This window comes from Desulfoplanes sp. (assembly GCF_054921335.1).
Window position 1 is genome coordinate 1 of record NZ_JBUDSQ010000003.1, and the last position, 16,756, is coordinate 16,756.

General features: G+C 55.7%; 15 protein-coding genes and 3 tRNA genes. 8 read left to right on the forward strand and 10 right to left on the reverse strand.

Annotation, left to right across the window (positions count from 1 at the left end; all coding sequences use genetic code 11):
• Both ACY692_RS01230 and ACY692_RS01235 read left to right on the forward strand, forming a co-directional pair.
• Window positions 1-1,484, forward strand: a 1,484-nt coding sequence (locus ACY692_RS01230) for a DUF2341 domain-containing protein (protein WP_462323508.1), incomplete at its 5' end; no start/stop codon positions are given.
• Window positions 1,485-1,501: 17 nt separating this feature from the next.
• Window positions 1,502-2,209: a S1C family serine protease gene (locus ACY692_RS01235; protein ID WP_462323509.1), complete on the forward strand. Its 708-nt coding sequence runs from the start codon at window positions 1,502-1,504 to the stop codon at window positions 2,207-2,209.
• A 107-nt stretch (window positions 2,210-2,316) separates the two neighbouring features.
• On the opposite strand, the gene ACY692_RS01240 is transcribed toward ACY692_RS01235, so the two are convergent.
• Window positions 2,317-2,472 carry a hypothetical protein gene (locus ACY692_RS01240; protein ID WP_462323510.1) on the reverse strand — a complete coding sequence of 52 codons (156 nt, stop codon included), beginning with the start codon at window positions 2,470-2,472 and terminating at the stop codon, window positions 2,317-2,319.
• A gap of 651 nt (window positions 2,473-3,123) precedes the next feature.
• Window positions 3,124-4,341: a type IV pilus twitching motility protein PilT gene (locus tag ACY692_RS01245; protein ID WP_462323511.1), complete on the reverse strand. Its 1,218-nt coding sequence runs from the start codon at window positions 4,339-4,341 to the stop codon at window positions 3,124-3,126.
• A 137-nt stretch (window positions 4,342-4,478) separates the two neighbouring features.
• On the opposite strand from ACY692_RS01245, the gene coaE reads away from it, so the two are divergent.
• From coaE to ACY692_RS01265, 4 genes are all read left to right on the forward strand, one after another.
• Window positions 4,479-6,080 carry a dephospho-CoA kinase gene (gene coaE, locus ACY692_RS01250; protein WP_462323512.1) on the forward strand — a complete coding sequence of 534 codons (1,602 nt, stop codon included), beginning with the start codon at window positions 4,479-4,481 and terminating at the stop codon, window positions 6,078-6,080.
• Window positions 6,081-6,297: 217 nt separating this feature from the next.
• Window positions 6,298-7,065 (forward strand): ABC transporter ATP-binding protein, encoded by a 768-nt coding sequence (locus ACY692_RS01255; protein WP_462323513.1) that lies wholly within the window; start codon window positions 6,298-6,300, stop codon window positions 7,063-7,065.
• Complete coding sequence (locus ACY692_RS01260) at window positions 7,053-8,240, forward strand: SufB/SufD family protein (protein ID WP_462323514.1); 1,188 nt, start codon at window positions 7,053-7,055, stop codon at window positions 8,238-8,240. The genes ACY692_RS01255 and ACY692_RS01260 overlap by 13 nt, the downstream gene beginning before the upstream one ends.
• 261 nt (window positions 8,241-8,501) lie before the next feature.
• On the forward strand, window positions 8,502-8,951 hold the full coding sequence (locus ACY692_RS01265; RefSeq protein WP_462323515.1) for a metal-dependent hydrolase: 450 nt from the start codon (window positions 8,502-8,504) through the stop codon (window positions 8,949-8,951).
• Between the two features lie 268 nt (window positions 8,952-9,219).
• On the opposite strand, the gene ACY692_RS01270 is transcribed toward ACY692_RS01265, so the two are convergent.
• From ACY692_RS01270 to ACY692_RS01290, 5 genes are all read right to left on the reverse strand, one after another.
• A tRNA-Asp gene (locus ACY692_RS01270) sits at window positions 9,220-9,296 on the reverse strand.
• Window positions 9,297-9,345: 49 nt separating this feature from the next.
• Window positions 9,346-9,422: transfer RNA gene (locus ACY692_RS01275), tRNA-Asp, on the reverse strand.
• Between the two features lie 17 nt (window positions 9,423-9,439).
• Window positions 9,440-9,515 (reverse strand) — tRNA-Val (locus ACY692_RS01280).
• Between the two features lie 444 nt (window positions 9,516-9,959).
• A complete protein-coding gene (locus ACY692_RS01285) occupies window positions 9,960-10,550 on the reverse strand; it encodes a hypothetical protein (RefSeq protein WP_462323516.1) in 591 nt (196 codons plus the stop codon).
• A 258-nt stretch (window positions 10,551-10,808) separates the two neighbouring features.
• Window positions 10,809-10,988 (reverse strand): hypothetical protein, encoded by a 180-nt coding sequence (locus ACY692_RS01290; RefSeq protein WP_462323517.1) that lies wholly within the window; start codon window positions 10,986-10,988, stop codon window positions 10,809-10,811.
• Window positions 10,989-11,081: 93 nt separating this feature from the next.
• Between ACY692_RS01290 and ACY692_RS01295 the strand changes: the two genes are divergently transcribed.
• On the forward strand, window positions 11,082-12,395 hold the full coding sequence (locus tag ACY692_RS01295) for an amidohydrolase family protein (RefSeq protein WP_462323518.1): 1,314 nt from the start codon (window positions 11,082-11,084) through the stop codon (window positions 12,393-12,395).
• 167 nt (window positions 12,396-12,562) lie between these two features.
• Here ACY692_RS01295 and ACY692_RS01300 read toward each other — a convergent pair whose 3' ends face one another.
• The gene (locus ACY692_RS01300; RefSeq protein WP_462323519.1) at window positions 12,563-13,117 is read right to left on the reverse strand and encodes a peptidylprolyl isomerase; all 555 of its coding nucleotides are present in this window, start codon (window positions 13,115-13,117) and stop codon (window positions 12,563-12,565) included.
• A gap of 186 nt (window positions 13,118-13,303) precedes the next feature.
• On the opposite strand from ACY692_RS01300, the gene ACY692_RS01305 reads away from it, so the two are divergent.
• Window positions 13,304-14,188, forward strand: coding sequence for a DMT family transporter (locus ACY692_RS01305; RefSeq protein ID WP_462323520.1), 885 nt, complete (start codon window positions 13,304-13,306; stop codon window positions 14,186-14,188).
• A 262-nt stretch (window positions 14,189-14,450) separates the two neighbouring features.
• Here ACY692_RS01305 and ACY692_RS01310 read toward each other — a convergent pair whose 3' ends face one another.
• On the reverse strand, window positions 14,451-15,005 hold the full coding sequence (locus ACY692_RS01310) for a hypothetical protein (RefSeq protein ID WP_462323521.1): 555 nt from the start codon (window positions 15,003-15,005) through the stop codon (window positions 14,451-14,453).
• Window positions 15,006-15,107: 102 nt separating this feature from the next.
• A complete protein-coding gene (locus ACY692_RS01315) occupies window positions 15,108-16,733 on the reverse strand; it encodes a DEAD/DEAH box helicase (protein WP_462323522.1) in 1,626 nt (541 codons plus the stop codon).
• Between the last annotated feature and the right edge of the window lie 23 nt (window positions 16,734-16,756).

The following is a 16,756-nucleotide window of genomic DNA, read 5'->3' on the forward strand; positions in this document are numbered from 1 at the left end:
GTAAGGATCCCACCAATCGGGATCATGTTGCCGCTGTTTACTGGGGGGATCTTGATGACGTTACGTTTAACGGGAATTCCAATGGAAGAAACTGGGGCAATGTTTCGGTACGTAGCAATACCTATGACGATATACGTAGCAATACCTATGACGATAACAGGCATGGCGAAGGGAGCGGATTGGATGAGCCTGAAAATCCTGACAACTTAAATCAAGGGGTTTATTATCCCAGTTCTGGAACTAACGCATGGCTCAAGGATGGGAGTGTCTGGCATGTTCGTATCGAAATGCAGCGAGAGACTGTTCCTCGATATAATCCAAGTACCAGCGGTTTTTCCTATCGCTATGTAACAAAAACATGGTTGCAAGATAGCGAAGTGAGTCAAGAATTCCAGAATTTATCCAAGGATTATAAAGAGCGAGATCCTGAACTTTCAAATGCGATTGATCTTCATTTTCGTTATCATGATGTGCTGGATTATGTGATAGCCGGATTTACTGAAGCAACTGGCGCGGCCACCCAATTGGCTACACTCTCCAAATTCAAGATGCGTTTTCAAAGTGATCGAGCCTGGGAAACCGGCAGATGGTCAAAACGAAAAAAAATCTCATTCAATCCTGGGACACCTTTGGATAATTATCAATTATATATTCACCACATACCTTACGATTCAGACATGAAGCCTGATTTCTCTGATCTACGATTTACGGATCAGTCAGGAACAAAATTACGTTATTGGATTGAAAGAATTGAACCAGAACAGTGGGCCAACGTCTGGGTGAAGGTTGCATCTTCAGGCACTAAGGATATCATGATGTATTATGCCAATGAGAACGCTCAGACAACATCGAATGGAAAAGAAACTTTCGAGTTTTTCGCGGACATGAGTGCAGGTACCGCTTGGAGACAGTATGGTAATGGACAGGTTGAGATTGATGAGAATACTTTCGAGTGGTCTGTAGCTAAAAAAACTGGTCGGTTACTTTTTAGTAATGATCCGAATGGTGGATATCTGGAACTCGGTACAGAAATTTCCGACTATCGATTACTTGTAAGAGATCGACGGATTGATTTTGGGGGCGGAAACTGGAATCAATATGGCTTAGAAGATACACAATTTGACGGGTATTCATTGAAAAAAAATGTCAATTCAAATGGAAACAATTTTGGATTCGAGAGACGTGACAATGGGGATCCAAAAAATGATTGGGTAGATAGTGTTAGTTTGGAAAATTATGATTGGTATATTAACGAACTACGCAAATCGGGAAAAAAATTTGAAGCGATTTTATACGATGATCAACATGACAATGAATTGATGCAAGTTACTGAGAATAACGAAAAGACACACCCGGGTCCTTCCAGTCGTTTTGTTGTGCATGGAGGATTGCAATACGTGATTGACTGGGTTGCCATTGCAAAGAATAGTAATAAGCCGTTTGCAAACAATATTACTTTTGGAAATGAAGAAAACATAGAATAAATATATATGGTGGATGTATGAAAAAAATTTTTTATTTTTTTTTAATGATTGTTTTACTATGTTGTATGGGATTCAAGAAGGCTGAACCCGGGGAAGGAGCTTTTGAAAAAGTTTATGCAGCATCCCATCCTTCCGTAGTGACCATCCTGACCTATACGCAGGGTGCATCCTCCCCGAAAGGCATCGGCTCCGGTTTTTATGTGTCTCCTGATACAGTAATCACCAACGCCCATGTTGTTGATGAATCCGCCTATGTGGAAGTGAAGAAAAACCTTCGAGACGAGCCCATCAAGGTGCTCGATGTTCTTCTTGTTGATCGGAAAACGGATGTGGCTCTTTTGCGTACTTCGGAAGCAGGGCAGCCCCTGCTGTTGGATCCTGATATCCCTGAGACCGGCGAACCGGTTATTGTTATTTCCTCCCCGCTTGGGCTCGAGAAAACCGTTTCCCAAGGGATTGTCAGCGGTTTTCGGGAATACAAGGAAAAACGGTATCTGCAAATCACAGCGTCCATCTCCCCCGGCAGCAGCGGGGGGCCTATTCTGGATAGACGTGGTCGTGTTCTTGGCATGACCGCGTTCATGCTCGATGATACCCATGCCCAGAATCTCAATTTTGGCATACCCTCTTCGGTCATCAAGCAATTTCTCAGCTCCGGCTCTTTGTCAGGGAATAAGAAACTGCGGGTGGAGAGTTCCGGTGGGGGGATTGTGATTACGGATTAGGCGGCTAGCCGTGATAGTCAGTCATAATAAGGCCCATTCGGCTTCAGGGTACCTTTTTTCGGCGATCTAACCCTGGGCGTTGCCTTGGGCTGGTATGTATAGCCCTTTCAGGGCATTTTGAGCAACAGCTGAAGGGTCGTATGTTCGTTCGGCATCATCTGTCCACATATCTCCCGGTCAGTAAACGCAGTGCCGAGCAGACGCTCGGCGTTCCCAGGAGGGAAAAAACAATGCCGGAGCACCAGCTTATCGATATTGTCCATGTGAAAAGCCCTTGCAGTGTACCTGTAAGGGCTTTTCAAATATGTCCAGGAATCTCAAAAAGTTGTAACAATCGACACAAGGCTCACTCTCCTCCAGCCGGCAACCACTTCCATAAGGGAATAATGGAAACGGTTTTCCCGTTTTCCGCGATTGTTTCTTCCTCATCTCTTGTGATCAGGATACTGATCTCACAGTCGAAATACTCCATGGCTTCCTTTAGCCCCCGGATCTCCCGCTGTCTCGTGGTCGGTCTCTCCAGATCGTAGCACACGTTGATCAATGCCCGCTGTCCACAGGGATTGCATATTCTCTGGGAACCAACGTCTTCCGGTCCCGATCGATGAAATCGACAATGAGCTTTTTAAAAATCTCTTTCATTTTGTCCCTCCATGGAGGGATAAAACTTGATATTTTTATCCTTCTTGTCAAGGTCGAAAAACCCTATTCTTGACCCTTACAAAAGGATGGTCCGCTCGGCATCATCTGCCCACATATCTCCCGGTCAGTAAACGCAGTGCCGAGCAGACGCTCGGCGTTCCCGGGAGGGGGCGATGTTGGTTCGTTTGTTCTTGGGTTTTTGCATGGTGATACCTCGTGGAGATGGTGGTAACGCGGGCGTGGTCATTGTCAATGTATTACACAATCAAACTTCACACCCCGCCTTGCTGTCCCCGCGACTGGATCTGTGAGATAATCTCTTCCACGTTCTGATCGGATGGTTCCAGATCCAGCATGCCGCTGTCCTCTCCATATCCTTGCCCCATACCCGCTTTGCCCTTACCCCCACGCTTGGGTGCTTGGGCCAACAGCGGCGACACGTATTCCTTTTCCATGCTGTTTTCCGTGCAGGTTCCAAAACATTCCCAGGGTGGGGTGAATTGTCGGCGCGTTCTGAGGAATTCCTTTTCATACCGGTCAAAAGTGAACATGTCTTTTTCCCGGCTCATTTCCATGATGTTTTCGATCTGTTCGATCTTGTTGTCCCGGAGGGTGTTTCTGATTGCAGGAGAGCTGAACATCATGGAAAGCAGGGGGACGCGGAATCGGGCCTTGGGGGTGACCATGAGTTTTTGGCAGACCACGCCGATAAGGCTCGAGGCCAGCTGGTAGCGGACGAATTCCTGGTTTTCCAGGGGGAAGGAGTTGCATATCCGGTAGACCGCCTCCTCGGGATTGCTCGCGTGCAGGGAGCCGAACACCAGGTGGCCGGATTCGGCGGCCCCCAGGGTCAACCGGATGGTTTCGGGTTCCCTGAGCTCGCCCACGACAATGACATCCGGGTCTTCGCGGAGGATATCAAGGAGCCCCTGTCGATAGGACAGAAAATGTTCTCCCAGTTCTCGTTGCTGGATGAAGCTGTTCCTGGATCTGAACAAGTATTCGATGGGATCTTCCAGGGTGATGGTATGTCCGGGCTTGGTCTGGTTGATGACGTTTATCAGCGCGGCAATAGTCGTTGACTTGCCCGACCCTGTTGGGCCGCAGAAAAGGACCAGGCCGGAGTCCGGGGTGCAGAGTTTTTTCAAGGCGGGGTGGAGATTGAGGCCGTCCAGGGAAGGGACCTGGGTGGGCAAAAAACGGGCGGCAATGGACAATCCCCGGCTGGTGGCAAAGACATTGATCCGCAGTCTGGTTCCTGCCACGGTCAGGGCCAGGTCCACGGAAAAGCGTTCCTGCAGAATGGACATGTGCCTGGGGGTCAGGAACCCGGTGACCAGCTGGTCGATTTTTTCCGGGGAAAAGACGACCTTGGGAACAAAGAGGATCTTGCCGTTTTTGCGGAAGATGACCGGATGGCCGCCGGTTATGTGCATGTCGGAGACGCCTTCGGCAATGCCGCGCTCGACTAAGGGCGTGAATGTCTGCATAATGGGATGTCTGGGAGAGAGGGTTGGGGGTGCCGACCGGGACAGAATTCCGCTTTGGTCATTGACAGATCACCCATGGATGGTCAACCACGGGCGACCGAATCCGACGTACAGAGAATAAACAACAGGGGACCGATGTGACCTGGAGCGTGATTGTACAAAACAACCAAGCCAAGGACCGTTTGGACGGTTTTTGGTCGTCCCTGCTCAGGGACGAGGGGGTCTCCCGGGCCAGGATCCAGAAATGGATACGCCGGGGCAGGGCCCTAGTGGACGGCCGGCCATGTTGTAAGCCGAATACCAGACTGGAGGCCGGGCAGCACGTTCGGTTGACCCCGATCGAGGACGGTGCTCCGGCGGCTCCTTGTGCCGGGGAGCTTGATATCGTGTACAAGGATGAGCACATCCTGGTCATCAACAAGCCGGCCGGGTTGACCGTGCATCCGGCCCCCAGTGTTGCCGGACCCACATTGGTCAACATCCTGGTCCACCACTTTCCGGAGATCGAACACATGGATCCGGAGCGCCCCGGGATCGTCCACCGGTTGGACAAGGACACCTCGGGGCTGATGATGGTCGCCCTGGACGAGCCGACGCGTCTTAAACTGGCCAAGGCCTTTGCCGATCGTGAGATGGACAAGGAGTATCTGGCCGTGGTCCACGGCGTGCCCGAACCGGACAAGGGGGAGATCGATTTTTCCATAGGCCGCCATCCTTCCATCAAGACGCGCATGGCCATTGTGGACAAGGGGGGGCGTCCGGCCCGTTCCTCGTACCGGGTCGTCTGGCCGAGCCCTGATGGCTGTTACAGTTTGGTCCGGGTACGTATCCATACCGGAAGGACCCATCAGGTCCGTGTGCACATGACCGGTATCGGCCATCCCCTGGTGGGTGACCGCACCTACCGTTCGAACACGGGCGCTCTATCCTCCAACGGTCCCCGGGTCGAACGCGCTGCGGCCCGGCAGATGCTCCATGCCTGGCGGCTGGGGTTTGTCCATCCGACAACCGGACGAGAGTGCGCGTTTACCAATCCCCCACCAGGGGATGTCATGCGCACCTTGCTCATGGCCAACCGGCGGGTCCAGCACGTGGGACTGACGGGGATGAGCGGTTCTGGCAAGAGCACGGTGCTGGCCGCATTCGCCAGGCAGGGCGTTCCGGTCTGGTCGGCCGACGAGTGTGTGGCCGGGCTGTACGGTGCCGGGGGCGATGGCCGGGATTTTTTGGCCGGACGGTTTGGGGACCGGTTCGTGCCCGGGGAGAGCGAACCCGTGGACAAAAAAAAGCTCTTTGCGGCCATGATCGAGGAGCCTTCCCTGCGCCGCGAGATCGAGGGAATGATCCACCCTATGGTCATCTGGGATCTCAAGCGGTTTTTGGAAGAACACGCTCATGCCCGGTTCACGGTGAGCGAGGTCCCCCTGCTCATGGAATCCGGCCGGCAGACCCGTGCCTTGTTCGACTGTGTTCTGGGGGTCTTTTGTCCCAATGCGGTCCGCAGGACCTTGCTCTCGTCACGCGGATGGTCCAGTGCGACCATGGCCGTCATGGACTCGTGGCAATGGTCCCAGCGGGATAAACTTGCCGGCTGCGATCTGGTCATCCCCAACGATCGGGACGAGGCCACGCTTGGGGCAAGGGTGGGACAGGCGGGGCGGGTGCTGCGTTCGCTCAGACGCGGGAGGATGCATCAATTCTGGGAGTGGTTGCACGGGTTCGTCACGACCAGGGGATGATCCGGCAGAATTTTGTGGCTACGGGAAGATACGATCGGATGCGGGCCCCGGTGTTTGCGGATATGTACGGACCCGCTTGTCCTGCCTTGACTTGCTCCGATCCATGTCCATATAGAGTTCTTCCTTGGCGTAACGTCCAAATACGAACCAACAGGACCCGGTTTCCGGACAGGGAGGGGTCGTTCCCCTCTACCACCTGCAACCAGAGGTAGTCAGTATGCTCAGAATCCATGATTTGCGTGTCAAAATCAATGACAAGGAGGTCCTTAAGGGGATCAACCTGAGAATAGAGGATGGGGAGACCTTCATCCTGTTCGGTCCCAACGGGTCGGGCAAGACGAGTCTGCTCATGACCATCATGGGGTTTGGCGGTTATGAGGTCACGAGCGGAAGGATCCTTTTCAGGGGGGAGGACATCACCCACATGCCCACCTACGAGCGGGCCAGGCTGGGGATCGGCATGTCGTTCCAGCGTCCCCCGACCATCCATGGGCTGAAGACCGAGGACCTTGTCCGTCTCTGTGCCCGGGGAAGAGCGTTCGATGTCCCGGGGATGGCCAGGACGGTCAACTTCGAGTCTTTTTTGGAACGTGATATCAATGACGGGTTCTCCGGGGGGGAGATCAAACGCTCGGAACTTCTCCAGCTCATGGCCCAGAATCCGCACCTGGTCCTGTTCGACGAGCCCGAATCAGGGGTGGATCTCGAAAACATGGCCCTTGTGGGCAACACCGCGCGCAAGCTTCTGGACGGCCCCCTGGAGCCCTCGCCCTTCGAGTCCATGCGTGACCGCAGGGCCCGCCAGACCACGTCGGGACTGATCATCACCCATACTGGATATATCCTCGACTATGTCAACGCGGACCGTGGTCAGGTCATGTTCGACGGCCGTTTGTGCTGTGATGCAAAGCCGAACCGTCCCCGGGATATTCTCGACCACATCAGTAAGTACGGCTACAAGGAGTGTGTCAGATGTCTGAATTAACAGCGAACCAGGAAGCGGTAGGGGTGGATCTCGGACAGTACGAGTTCAGCGGCACGGGCGCCGGGGTCGCAAGCGGCCTCGACCGGATCACTCCGGAGGAGCGGGAGCAGCTGCTCATGGCCGGTGTGGATGTGTCCGGGAAGGACCGCAGCGGAACCTTTGTCCAGTTCGACCATGCCAATGTCCATTGTTCTTCCTGCCAGAAGGGGGTCGAGGTCCTTGGCATCAATGATGCCCTGGCCAAGTACGATGGTCTTCCCGAGTACTTCTGGAAGGCCGTGGACAAGGACCAGGACGAATTCACCCGGGCCTCGGCCGCCCAAAAGACCCAGGGGGGATACTTCATCCGCACGGAAAAGGGGGCCAAGGTCACCGAGCCGGTCCAGTCCTGTCTGTTCATCAAAGGGGAGAACACCGGCCAGAACGTGCACAATATCGTGGTCGTGGAAGAGGATTCCGAGGTGCATATCATCACCGGATGCGCCACCTCCCATGACGTGGTTTCGGCCATGCATCTGGGTATCTCTGAATTTTATATCAAGAAGGGGGGCAGACTGACCTTCACCATGATCCACAACTGGGGCGAGGATGTCGTTGTCAGGCCCAGGACCGTGGGGATCGTGGAAGAGGACGGGGTGCTCCTGAACAATTATATTCTGTTGAACAGGGTCAAGTCGGTCCAGTCCTATCCGACTATCCATCTCAATGGCCGTGGTGCCGTGGCCCGGTTCAATTCGGTCATCGTCACGCCTCCCGGGTCCCACGTGGACACCGGAAACCGGATCGTCATGAACGCCCCGGACACGCGGGGGGAGATCATCTCCAGGACCATCACCACCGGGGGGATGAACATCGCCCGGGGTGAGATCGTGGGCAACGCGGTCCCGGCCAAGGGCCATCTCGAGTGCAAGGGGCTCATTTTGGGCGACGGGGTCATCAATGCCATTCCCGAGCTCAAGGGAACCCGCACCGGCGTGGAACTCTCCCATGAGGCGGCCGTGGGTAAAATCGCCCAGGAAGAGATCGAATACCTCATGGCCCGTGGCCTTGACGAGGACGAGGCCACCTCGACCATCGTCCGCGGATTCTTGAATGTGGACATCATGGGGCTGCCCAAGGAGCTCAAGGAGACCATAGACCGGACCATTGCCGAGCATGAAGGGGAAATGTTTTAGAAAGACGGTGTCCGGTTGTATGTTTTAGGGAACTGCGGAGCAGCGATAGGATGGGGAGACACGGAGGCGGGGGTGGTGTCTGCGAAGATGTCGGCAAACAGCAGAATGCAGTTTGAAAAGCGACCACTCTTTTCTCAAGACCCGGCACAAAGATCGTATCGCACGGGGGCGCAACGGCGCGGAGCAAAACAAAAAACGTCATCCCGGGTATCGGGGTGGCGTTTTTTGTTGAAAGGTGGATTTTTTTCAGGAGGAAAAGGGATGCCGGGGTATCGGGGACATTTGGTTGGAGGATTTCTACTCGGGGCCGGGACATTGGCCGGGCTTGTCTGGTTCGGGGTGTATCAGCCGGATATCGAGGTGGCTTTGCTCTTGGTGAGTATCGTGCTGGCAGGGGCCCTTTTTCCGGATGTGGACACGGACTCAAAGGGGCAGAACCTGTTCTATACCGTTCTCGCGGTCGTGGACCTGGCCCTCATGGTCCAGGAAGAGTATAAATGGGCGGCTATTCTGGGATTCTGCGCCCTGCTCCCGGCCCTGGGGCACCACCGGGGGTGGACCCATACCTGGTGGGCCATGCTGGCCATTCCTCTGCCCATCATTATTCTGCCCGTTCTTTTCTATCAGACACCCTGGCAGCACCTGCTTCCCTTTTATGGGGCGGCCGTGCTGGGGTATTTTTCGCATCTATTGCTGGATAGGAAGTTTTGATCCGGGGCGGGACCATCTTGGAACACATTGTCCCGGATCGTCATTTACGGGATTGATCCGGGAGCTTGCGGGGTATCCAACGATCGGTGGGACCTCCGCAAGGATCCCAAGGCCCTTGAGATCGCGGCCTCCGCCGTGGATGGTATTTTTGTTGAAAGGATAGGGAGATGCTTTTAGTGGAGGGATAGGGCGGGTCCGTCAAATGGAGACCGGACATTCCATGCATGAAAAAAGGGACCATGTTTGCACATGATCCCTTGTTTTCTTGTGGCGGGGCCGATGGGACTCGAACCCACGGCCTCCGGCGTGACAGGCCGGCGTTATAACCAGCTTAACTACGACCCCGCGTGAAACATCCGTTTATTCAGGTAGGTAGAGCTTGTCAAGTTTTTTGTGGCGGGGCCGATGGGACTCGAACCCACGGCCTCCGGCGTGACAGGCCGGCGTTATAACCAGCTTAACTACGACCCCGCAAACAAACTCTCCCTTGGTGGGCGGTACAGGGCTCGAACCTGTGACCCTCGGCTTGTAAGGCCGATGCTCTCCCAGCTGAGCTAACCGCCCTTCCGAACAACGGAGACCGACTTCTATAGAACAGGGGTGTGGGTGTCAACAGAAAAGATACCCTTTTTCAATTTTTTGGGAGAAAAATGAAAACCAGGGGGTTCCAACGGGTTATAATGATCCGCCCCGCGTTCCATACGGTCGGTCGGCAGGGCTTGAAAGGGGGCCGAGTCGTGCTTATTAGGAGTTGGTGCGGGCGACAGCGTTGGTATCCAGCGGTTGCAAGCTTGGTGCATTCGGGTCGTTCGAGCACATCTCTATTACGCGTGGGAAAGGGAGGAAACAATGGAAGGTGGACTGTTTGATTCGTTGTCGGGTATTTTGGTGCTGGTCTTTGTGGGGATCATTCTGTTTAGGATCCTCACGGGAAAGGGCGGCTGAGGCATTGGTAGCAACAGCTGCTCCCTGGATGGGAGAAAGAAGAAAAACAAGAAATAGTGACGATCAGGTCCGGGGAAGACCCGGGCTGTTCAGGGTCTTCAATGTTTGCCGGATGTGTTCAAACTCCTGCATGAACCGTGTGTTTTCCCGGTTCATGACCGTGGCGTTGCCATGGATCTTGACGGAAAAAAGATAGTTGTCGCGAGTGATCACATCCATGCCCATGTCTACATACGCTTTGTCGTCAACCGTGTAGACCATGGTGAACTCAAGGGCGCAGGGACGAGAGGAAACCAGCCGGCTGGTGATCTGTTTGTTCGGGTTTTTCTTGTGCAGATGCCAGTCGGTTTTTTCCAATTCATGCACGATACGTTCGATGGGGGCGTTTTTACATTCCCTGTCGAACGGGGCCCAGCCGGTCAGGATGAGGCAGTGTTCCTCTTCTAGCCCGTGGGCCCTTTTTATATTGGGCAGACTCTGCTCGAGACGTTCATAAATAGCGTCATTTGCGATCATCTGCAGGGTTAGATCAATGCTTTTGGTGTAGAGATCCACCGTTTCGAAAACGGGTTTGTGGTCCGGGACCCGGGAACATGCGGACAGAACAACCAGTGCCGGCAAAAGCAGTGCAAGGTACGGGCGGGCAATAGGCATCAGGACCTCCGGTAGATGATGGATTGGAGGACAGAGAAAATCCAGTAGAGAGCAGTCAGCGTACAGTAGGCAGATCGGAATATCGTCATCCACGGACTTGATCCGGCATCTCCATGTGTCCGGCGCTGCCCTGGCGTTTTGGCTCCGTCCTTGGCCATCAAGATCCCGGCCTGCGCTTGAATGCCGGATGCGCGGGGATGACGGGAGACGGCGACAATGCAGCCGGAAAAACGGGCAGTTATTCCACAGCCCCCGCCATCAATAAATGGTCAGGGCCTGATCGTCCCTGTCCCACAGGGCCACGGTGCGTTCTCCTTTCAGGAAGCGTATTCCTCCGATCTCATTGGTGACCTTTTCAAAATTTATTCGGAGTTCTTTGAGTTTGCGGTCAACCTCGTGCAGATCGTTCATGCGGTATCGCTGGGTCTGGGTTCTCATGCGTGACTCCATGGACGTTGAGGGATGGGGGGGGGACGTTGGTGGATCTGATCAGGTGTACCGTGTGGTGGTGACCGTCAGTATGCATCAATCATGGTCCCAATGCCAGCCTTTTTTGTTTTACCGGACCCGGCCGACAGGGACGGAGCCATATCCGGCGTTGCCAGCAATGGGGAATTCTGGCAGCGCTTGGTCATGCAATCTTTTGCCGTACAGCTCGAAGGTTTTTTTCCGCACCACAACAGGATACTCGTTCGCTCCGCACGGGTCATGACCATGTCCCCCCGTTTGGGGACCATTGACAATGGCGGGGTGGTCATTGCCGCGGGGAAGGATGGATGCCCGGTGGTCCAGGAGGTCGGCAGGGCGGACGAACTTACCGACAGATACGATCTTCCGGTGATCGATTGCAAGAACGCACCGCTCATTCCGGGGTTGATCAACTGCCATTCCCATCTCGAACTCTCGCACCTCGCAGGACGGACGCGTTCCGGCCAGGGGTTCACCGCCTGGGCCGAAAGTCTGCATCCCCTGATGCGGGACCCTGCCGACCGGAAAACCATTACCGGTGTTCTGGCACGCATGCGGAATGCCGGGACGGTTCTGGCTGCGGATATGGGGGGGCATGACGCCCCGGTGGTGGCCGGAATTCTGGAAGACGTTCCCCTGGTCGACGTGTTTTTCATGATCCAGAGAATGGGATTTGCCCGGCCCAAGGGCGGGACCCTGCGTCCCTATGCCTTTGCCGGACCGCTCATTGAACGCTACCTGCCCGGCCGCCGGTTTGCCTATTCCGGACACGCCCTGTACTCCACCCATCCCCAGACCCTGCAATTGGCCAAGGCTTGGTGTGACGACCACAACCTGCCCTTTGCCATCCATCTTGCCGAGTCACGCGACGAGGTGGGACTTCTCCGTGACGGCACCGGTCCCCTGGCGGCAACCCTCAGGTCCTCAAACCTTCTTCCCCCGTGGTTTGTCCCCACGGGCAAGACACCCGTTGCGTATGCCCATGATTTGGGGCTCCTCGGGCCGCATACCCTGGCCGTCCACTGCGTGCATGTCGACGAGGAAGATATCGCTCTGCTCGCTTCGACCGGGACCTCGGTCTGTTTGTGTCCCTGCAGCAACGCGTATATTGGGGTGGGCTCAGCTCCTGTTCGGGCCATGCATGGGGCCGGGATCAATCTCTGTCTGGGAACCGATGGGCTCAGCTCGAATGAGGAGCTGGATCTTTCCCGGGAAATGCAAGCCGTGCGGGCCCTGGATCCGGGAATGGACCTGGAGGGTGTGGTCCGCATGGCAACACGCAATGCCGCTACCATCCTGGGGGTCGGGGGCGGGCAGGGAACCATCGAACCGGGCAAAAAGGGGTGTCTGGCAATGGTCGGTGTGGGCGAGCAATGATGGAGGCGGAGGGGGGCGGTTGACCCGATCGACGCATGACAGGGTTCTGGCTTTTGGCCGTTGGCGCGTGCATCTATCCAGACCTGCCCGTTTGCCGGGCGCACAAATAGGAAGAGCCCCTGTCCACGCTTGGTGGACAGGGGCTCTTGTCATGACGGGATGCGGTCCTATTCTTCGATGACCCTTGCGTCCAGAATGACCACCGGTCTGGCCGGGACATCCTTGTACCCCTGTCTCGTGGTGGTGACCACCTCTTCGATGGCGTCGACCACATCGGCTCCCCTGTGGACCCTGCCGAACACGGTATAGCCCCATTTGGCCCCTCGGGTATCCAGGAACCCATTGTCCGCAGTATTGATGAAAAATTGGGAGGTTGCGGAATGGGGACTGTTGGTCCGGGCCATGGCAACGGTGTACTTGGTGTTTTCCAAACCGTTTCTTCCTTCGTTCTTGATGGGGGCCCCGGTCTTTTTGGGACGCATGCCCTTGTCCATACCGCCTCCCTGGATCATGAAATTTTCAATGACCCTGTGGAAGATGGTTCCCTTGTAGAAACCGCTGTCCACATAGCCCAGAAAATTATCCACGGTATGGGGGGCGTTTTTTGTGTCCAGCTCAAGGACGATGGTCCCCTTGGTGGTTTCGAGTTCGACCAGGGGGGTGTCCGATGCCACGACTGAGAACGGCATGAGCACGAGAAGCAGGGTGGTGATCCAGCGCATGATTCCTCCGGAAGTAGGGGGTGTTTTGGGTTCGTATGCAATAGAAGGGTCACGGTCTATCCGTATGGCCGATCCTTGGCAAGAGGGCTGCGGACGGTTGCTTGACGGGGGAGGGGAAAAGGCCGAAGTACTCCTCTTTTGTCAGAAATCCGACCTGACGCACTCTGTATGGCAAACGAGAAACGAATGTCCAAGATATCCAAGAACGAACGTGGGGCCTGGTGGCCGTCCATCGCCCTGCTCGTGGCCGTATTTTTGTGGGGGAGCTCCTATGCGGCTATGAAGGTGGTCGTGGGGTCCTTTGGTCCCATGGCCACGGTGTGGGCCCGGATGGTCGTGGCCAGCGTCATCTTTTGTGCCTTGGGGTGGCGGGAGTTGATCAAGGTCCGTCCGGGCCGGGACTGGACGTGGCTGGCCCTGCTCTTTTTTTGTCAGCCGTGCATGTACTTTTTGTGCGAGGGGTTTGCCGTCAAGCTGACCTCTTCGGCCCAGGCCGGGATGATCTCGGCGATTCTCCCCCTCATGGTCATGCTCGGGGCCAATGTTTTTCTCGGGGAAAAAAGCGGTGTCCAGGTCTGGACGGGATGTTTCCTCTCCCTGGCCGGGGTGGTCTGGCTGACCCTGGAATCCGTACCCACGCAAGCCGCGCCCGATCCGTTTACCGGCAATCTTTTGGAGGTCGCGGCCATGGGGTTTGGAGCCGGATACATGCTCCTGGTGAGAAAGTTGTCGGTCCGGTACAGTCCGCTCGTACTCACGGGCATGCAATTTATGGCCGGGAGTCTCTTTTTCCTGCCGGGAGTCATAGGGGCCGATACCACCTGGACCGCGCCTGTCGGGGTGTACCTGCTGCTTCTTTATCTCGGTTCTCTGGTCACTCTGGGCGCGTTTGGTTTGTATAACTGGGGGATATCCAGAGTCCCGGCGGGCAGGGCCTCGGTGTTCGTCAACCTGGTGCCGGTGATCGCCCTGAGCCTCGGGGTGATGTGCATGGGTGAAGTTCTGGATGTGGCCCAGACCATGGCCTGCGTGGTCGTGTTTGCCGGGGTCGTTTTCTCCCAGGTGAGGTAGCCCTCTCCCCGTACCGGGGAGGTTGTCGCTCTTTTGGAATCTATACAAGGGGGCCGGAAGGATGAGATGGGGAGACTGGACTCGGTGGTTTCAGGTTTTAGGTCCAGGGACGGAAGACTTTAGCCTTAGAAATCCGGTGTCCGCCCCCTGTCCAAGGCTGGAAGTCTTTGCAGGGACAATTTTGCTGATATGTTGTAGGCACAAAAAAAGGCAGACGCCATGCGTCTGCCTTTTTTTGTGCTCTCAGTGGGGGGGGGAACGCTTATTCGCCAAAGGACCGGGCGAACAAATCCTCGATGGCCTGCTTGCCGTTTTCTTCCAGAAAACGTGTTCCCGTGCAGGAAAAATGGTGGTGGCTGATGACCGGTGGCTCGGCAGTCAGCCAGGCGTTTTGGGTCCACTTGAACCAGGAGTTCTTGCGCTGGCCGAAGACGAACAGGGGCTTGTTGCAGATCTTGGCATATTCCGCACCCCAGCCGGTTCCGCCCTTGACCGTTCCGTCGTCCTGGATGGTCCCCACGACATAGACCTCGTGACCGCTCGCGATCTGCCAGCAGATGGACTGCAGGACCTTGCGGAAGATGGGGGCGCGTGAATAATCGCGGTTCATCAGTTTGGACACATAGGACAGGCTGACGTCCTTTTTGGTCAGCTCGTCGGATGTCAGGACCCGACGGCCGCGGTCACGGGCTATCTTGTGGCCTTCAAACGAGAAGTTGACTTCCTGGAGCCCGTATTTTTCAGCCATGGCACCGAAGGCCGCTTCGGCTCCCTGTGCTCCGCCGCTGTAGACAATGCAATCTTTTGGATCGAGCATGGTATCCTCATTGGGTGAAGTGGTTGGTGATGGGCACGTGTATACTGCCAATCGCCCGGCTTGTACAGTTTATGGAAATTATCACGGTTTATGGCAAAATGGTTACAGAGCGCGGTGGTTGTGTTTGCAAAAAGGGTGTTTGCCCCGCTGCTTTGGTGGTTTGGCCTTGACCACCAGGGGTTTTTTGCCCTTCCCCTGTTTCTTGAACACGTCCAGAATGAGCCCGGCCTCACGGAAGGGGACGGTCAGGAAGGAAAAGGTGTCCAGGATCTGGACTTCCTGGATGGCATTGGGCCTTACCCCGGTTTGTTTGTGGATCATGTTCACCAATTTTTTGGGGGTCATCCCGTTGGCCTTCCCCTGGGCGACAAAAAGGCGGGTCTTGCCCTTCTTGTCCACGAGGACGTCCCGGATCGCGTGGTAATTGCTCTCGTCGAGTTCGTCCTTGAAGGCGTGCTGCAGGACCGCGGCAAAGAGGTCTTCTTCGGGAATATCCTCGAGAAGCTCCGCAGCCATGTCCCGGAAATGGTCCCCGATATCCGCGTCCAGGGTTTCCTTGATCAGGGAGATGATCTTTCTCTTTTTCTTTTTGATGATCTCCTCGACCTTGGGCACACGTTCCTTGCGGATGGTGCTTTTGGTCACCCGCTGGATGAGCAGAAGCCGTCTGGACTGGGCCGGAGTGATGAAGGTGATCGCGGTCCCTTCCTTGCCGGCCCGCCCTGTCCGTCCGATACGATGGACGTAGGACTCCGGGTCCTGCGGCAGGGCGTAGTTGATCACATGGGTCAGGTCGTTGATGTCTATTCCCCGGGCAGCGACGTCCGTGGCCACGAGGATGGTGATATGGTGTTTCTTGAATTTGGCCAGGATCTTTTCCCGTTGCACCTGGGAGATATCCCCGTGCAGTCCTTCAGCATCGTATCCCCGGTCCATGAGACGTCCGGCGGTCTGGTCCACGTCGTTCTTGGTCCTGCAGAAGACGATCCCGTAGAAATCCTCGGCCATGTCGATGATCCGGCACAGGGCCTCGAATTTGTCGCTCTCATTGACCTCGAAATAGATCTGGTCGGTCAGGTCCGTGGTCATCTCCTTGTTCCGGACCGAGACCACATCGTATTCCCGCATGTATTTTTTGGCGATGGACAGGATTTCCCGGGGCATGGTCGCGGAGAAGAGCAGGGTGGTTTTGTCCTTGTTCGTCGCGCCCAGGATCGTTTCGATATCCTCGATAAAGCCCATGTTGAGCATCTCGTCGGCCTCGTCGAGGACGAAGTGGGAGATGTGCTCGAGGCGCAGGGTTTTGCGGTCGAGATGGTCCAGAATCCGGCCCGGCGTACCGACAACGATATCCACTCCCTGGCGCAGCCCCCTGAGCTGGTGGCTGATGGCCTGGCCCCCATAGACGGGCATGACCCGTATTTTTTTCTTCCCCTTGAGGGAGTTGATCTCTTCGGCCACCTGGATGGCCAATTCACGTGTCGGTGTGAGCACGATGGCCTGGACCACGCCGAGGCTCTCCACCGTCTGTTCGATGATCGGCAGACCAAAGGCGGCGGTCTTTCCGGTGCCCGTCTGGGCCTGACCGATGAGATCCCTGTTCCCTGCAAGGAGCAGGGGGATGGCCTTCTCCTGGATGGGGGTCGGTTCCTCGAACCCTTTTTTGATGAGTGCGCTGACGGTATTGTCGGAAAGGCCCAGGGAAGTGAATTGTGTTGATGGGTGCATACGTGGGAAGTTCCTCTGCTGGG

Coding starts and splice junctions, on each gene's coding strand:
- ACY692_RS01260 (WP_462323514.1), top strand. CDS start 7,053: ATGTCTGAATTAACAGCGAACCAGGAAGCGGTAGGGGTGGATCTCGGA.
- ACY692_RS01310 (WP_462323521.1), bottom strand. CDS start 15,005: ATGCTCGATCCAAAAGATTGCATTGTCTACAGCGGCGGAGCACAGGGA.
- ACY692_RS01290 (WP_462323517.1), bottom strand. CDS start 10,988: ATGAGAACCCAGACCCAGCGATACCGCATGAACGATCTGCACGAGGTT.
- ACY692_RS01295 (WP_462323518.1), top strand. CDS start 11,082: ATGGTCCCAATGCCAGCCTTTTTTGTTTTACCGGACCCGGCCGACAGG.
- ACY692_RS01285 (WP_462323516.1), bottom strand. CDS start 10,550: ATGCCTATTGCCCGCCCGTACCTTGCACTGCTTTTGCCGGCACTGGTT.
- ACY692_RS01265 (WP_462323515.1), top strand. CDS start 8,502: ATGCCGGGGTATCGGGGACATTTGGTTGGAGGATTTCTACTCGGGGCC.
- ACY692_RS01305 (WP_462323520.1), top strand. CDS start 13,304: ATGTCCAAGATATCCAAGAACGAACGTGGGGCCTGGTGGCCGTCCATC.
- ACY692_RS01235 (WP_462323509.1), top strand. CDS start 1,502: ATGAAAAAAATTTTTTATTTTTTTTTAATGATTGTTTTACTATGTTGT.
- ACY692_RS01240 (WP_462323510.1), bottom strand. CDS start 2,472: ATGGACAATATCGATAAGCTGGTGCTCCGGCATTGTTTTTTCCCTCCT.
- ACY692_RS01300 (WP_462323519.1), bottom strand. CDS start 13,117: ATGCGCTGGATCACCACCCTGCTTCTCGTGCTCATGCCGTTCTCAGTC.
- ACY692_RS01245 (WP_462323511.1), bottom strand. CDS start 4,341: ATGCAGACATTCACGCCCTTAGTCGAGCGCGGCATTGCCGAAGGCGTC.
- ACY692_RS01315 (WP_462323522.1), bottom strand. CDS start 16,733: ATGCACCCATCAACACAATTCACTTCCCTGGGCCTTTCCGACAATACC.
- ACY692_RS01255 (WP_462323513.1), top strand. CDS start 6,298: ATGCTCAGAATCCATGATTTGCGTGTCAAAATCAATGACAAGGAGGTC.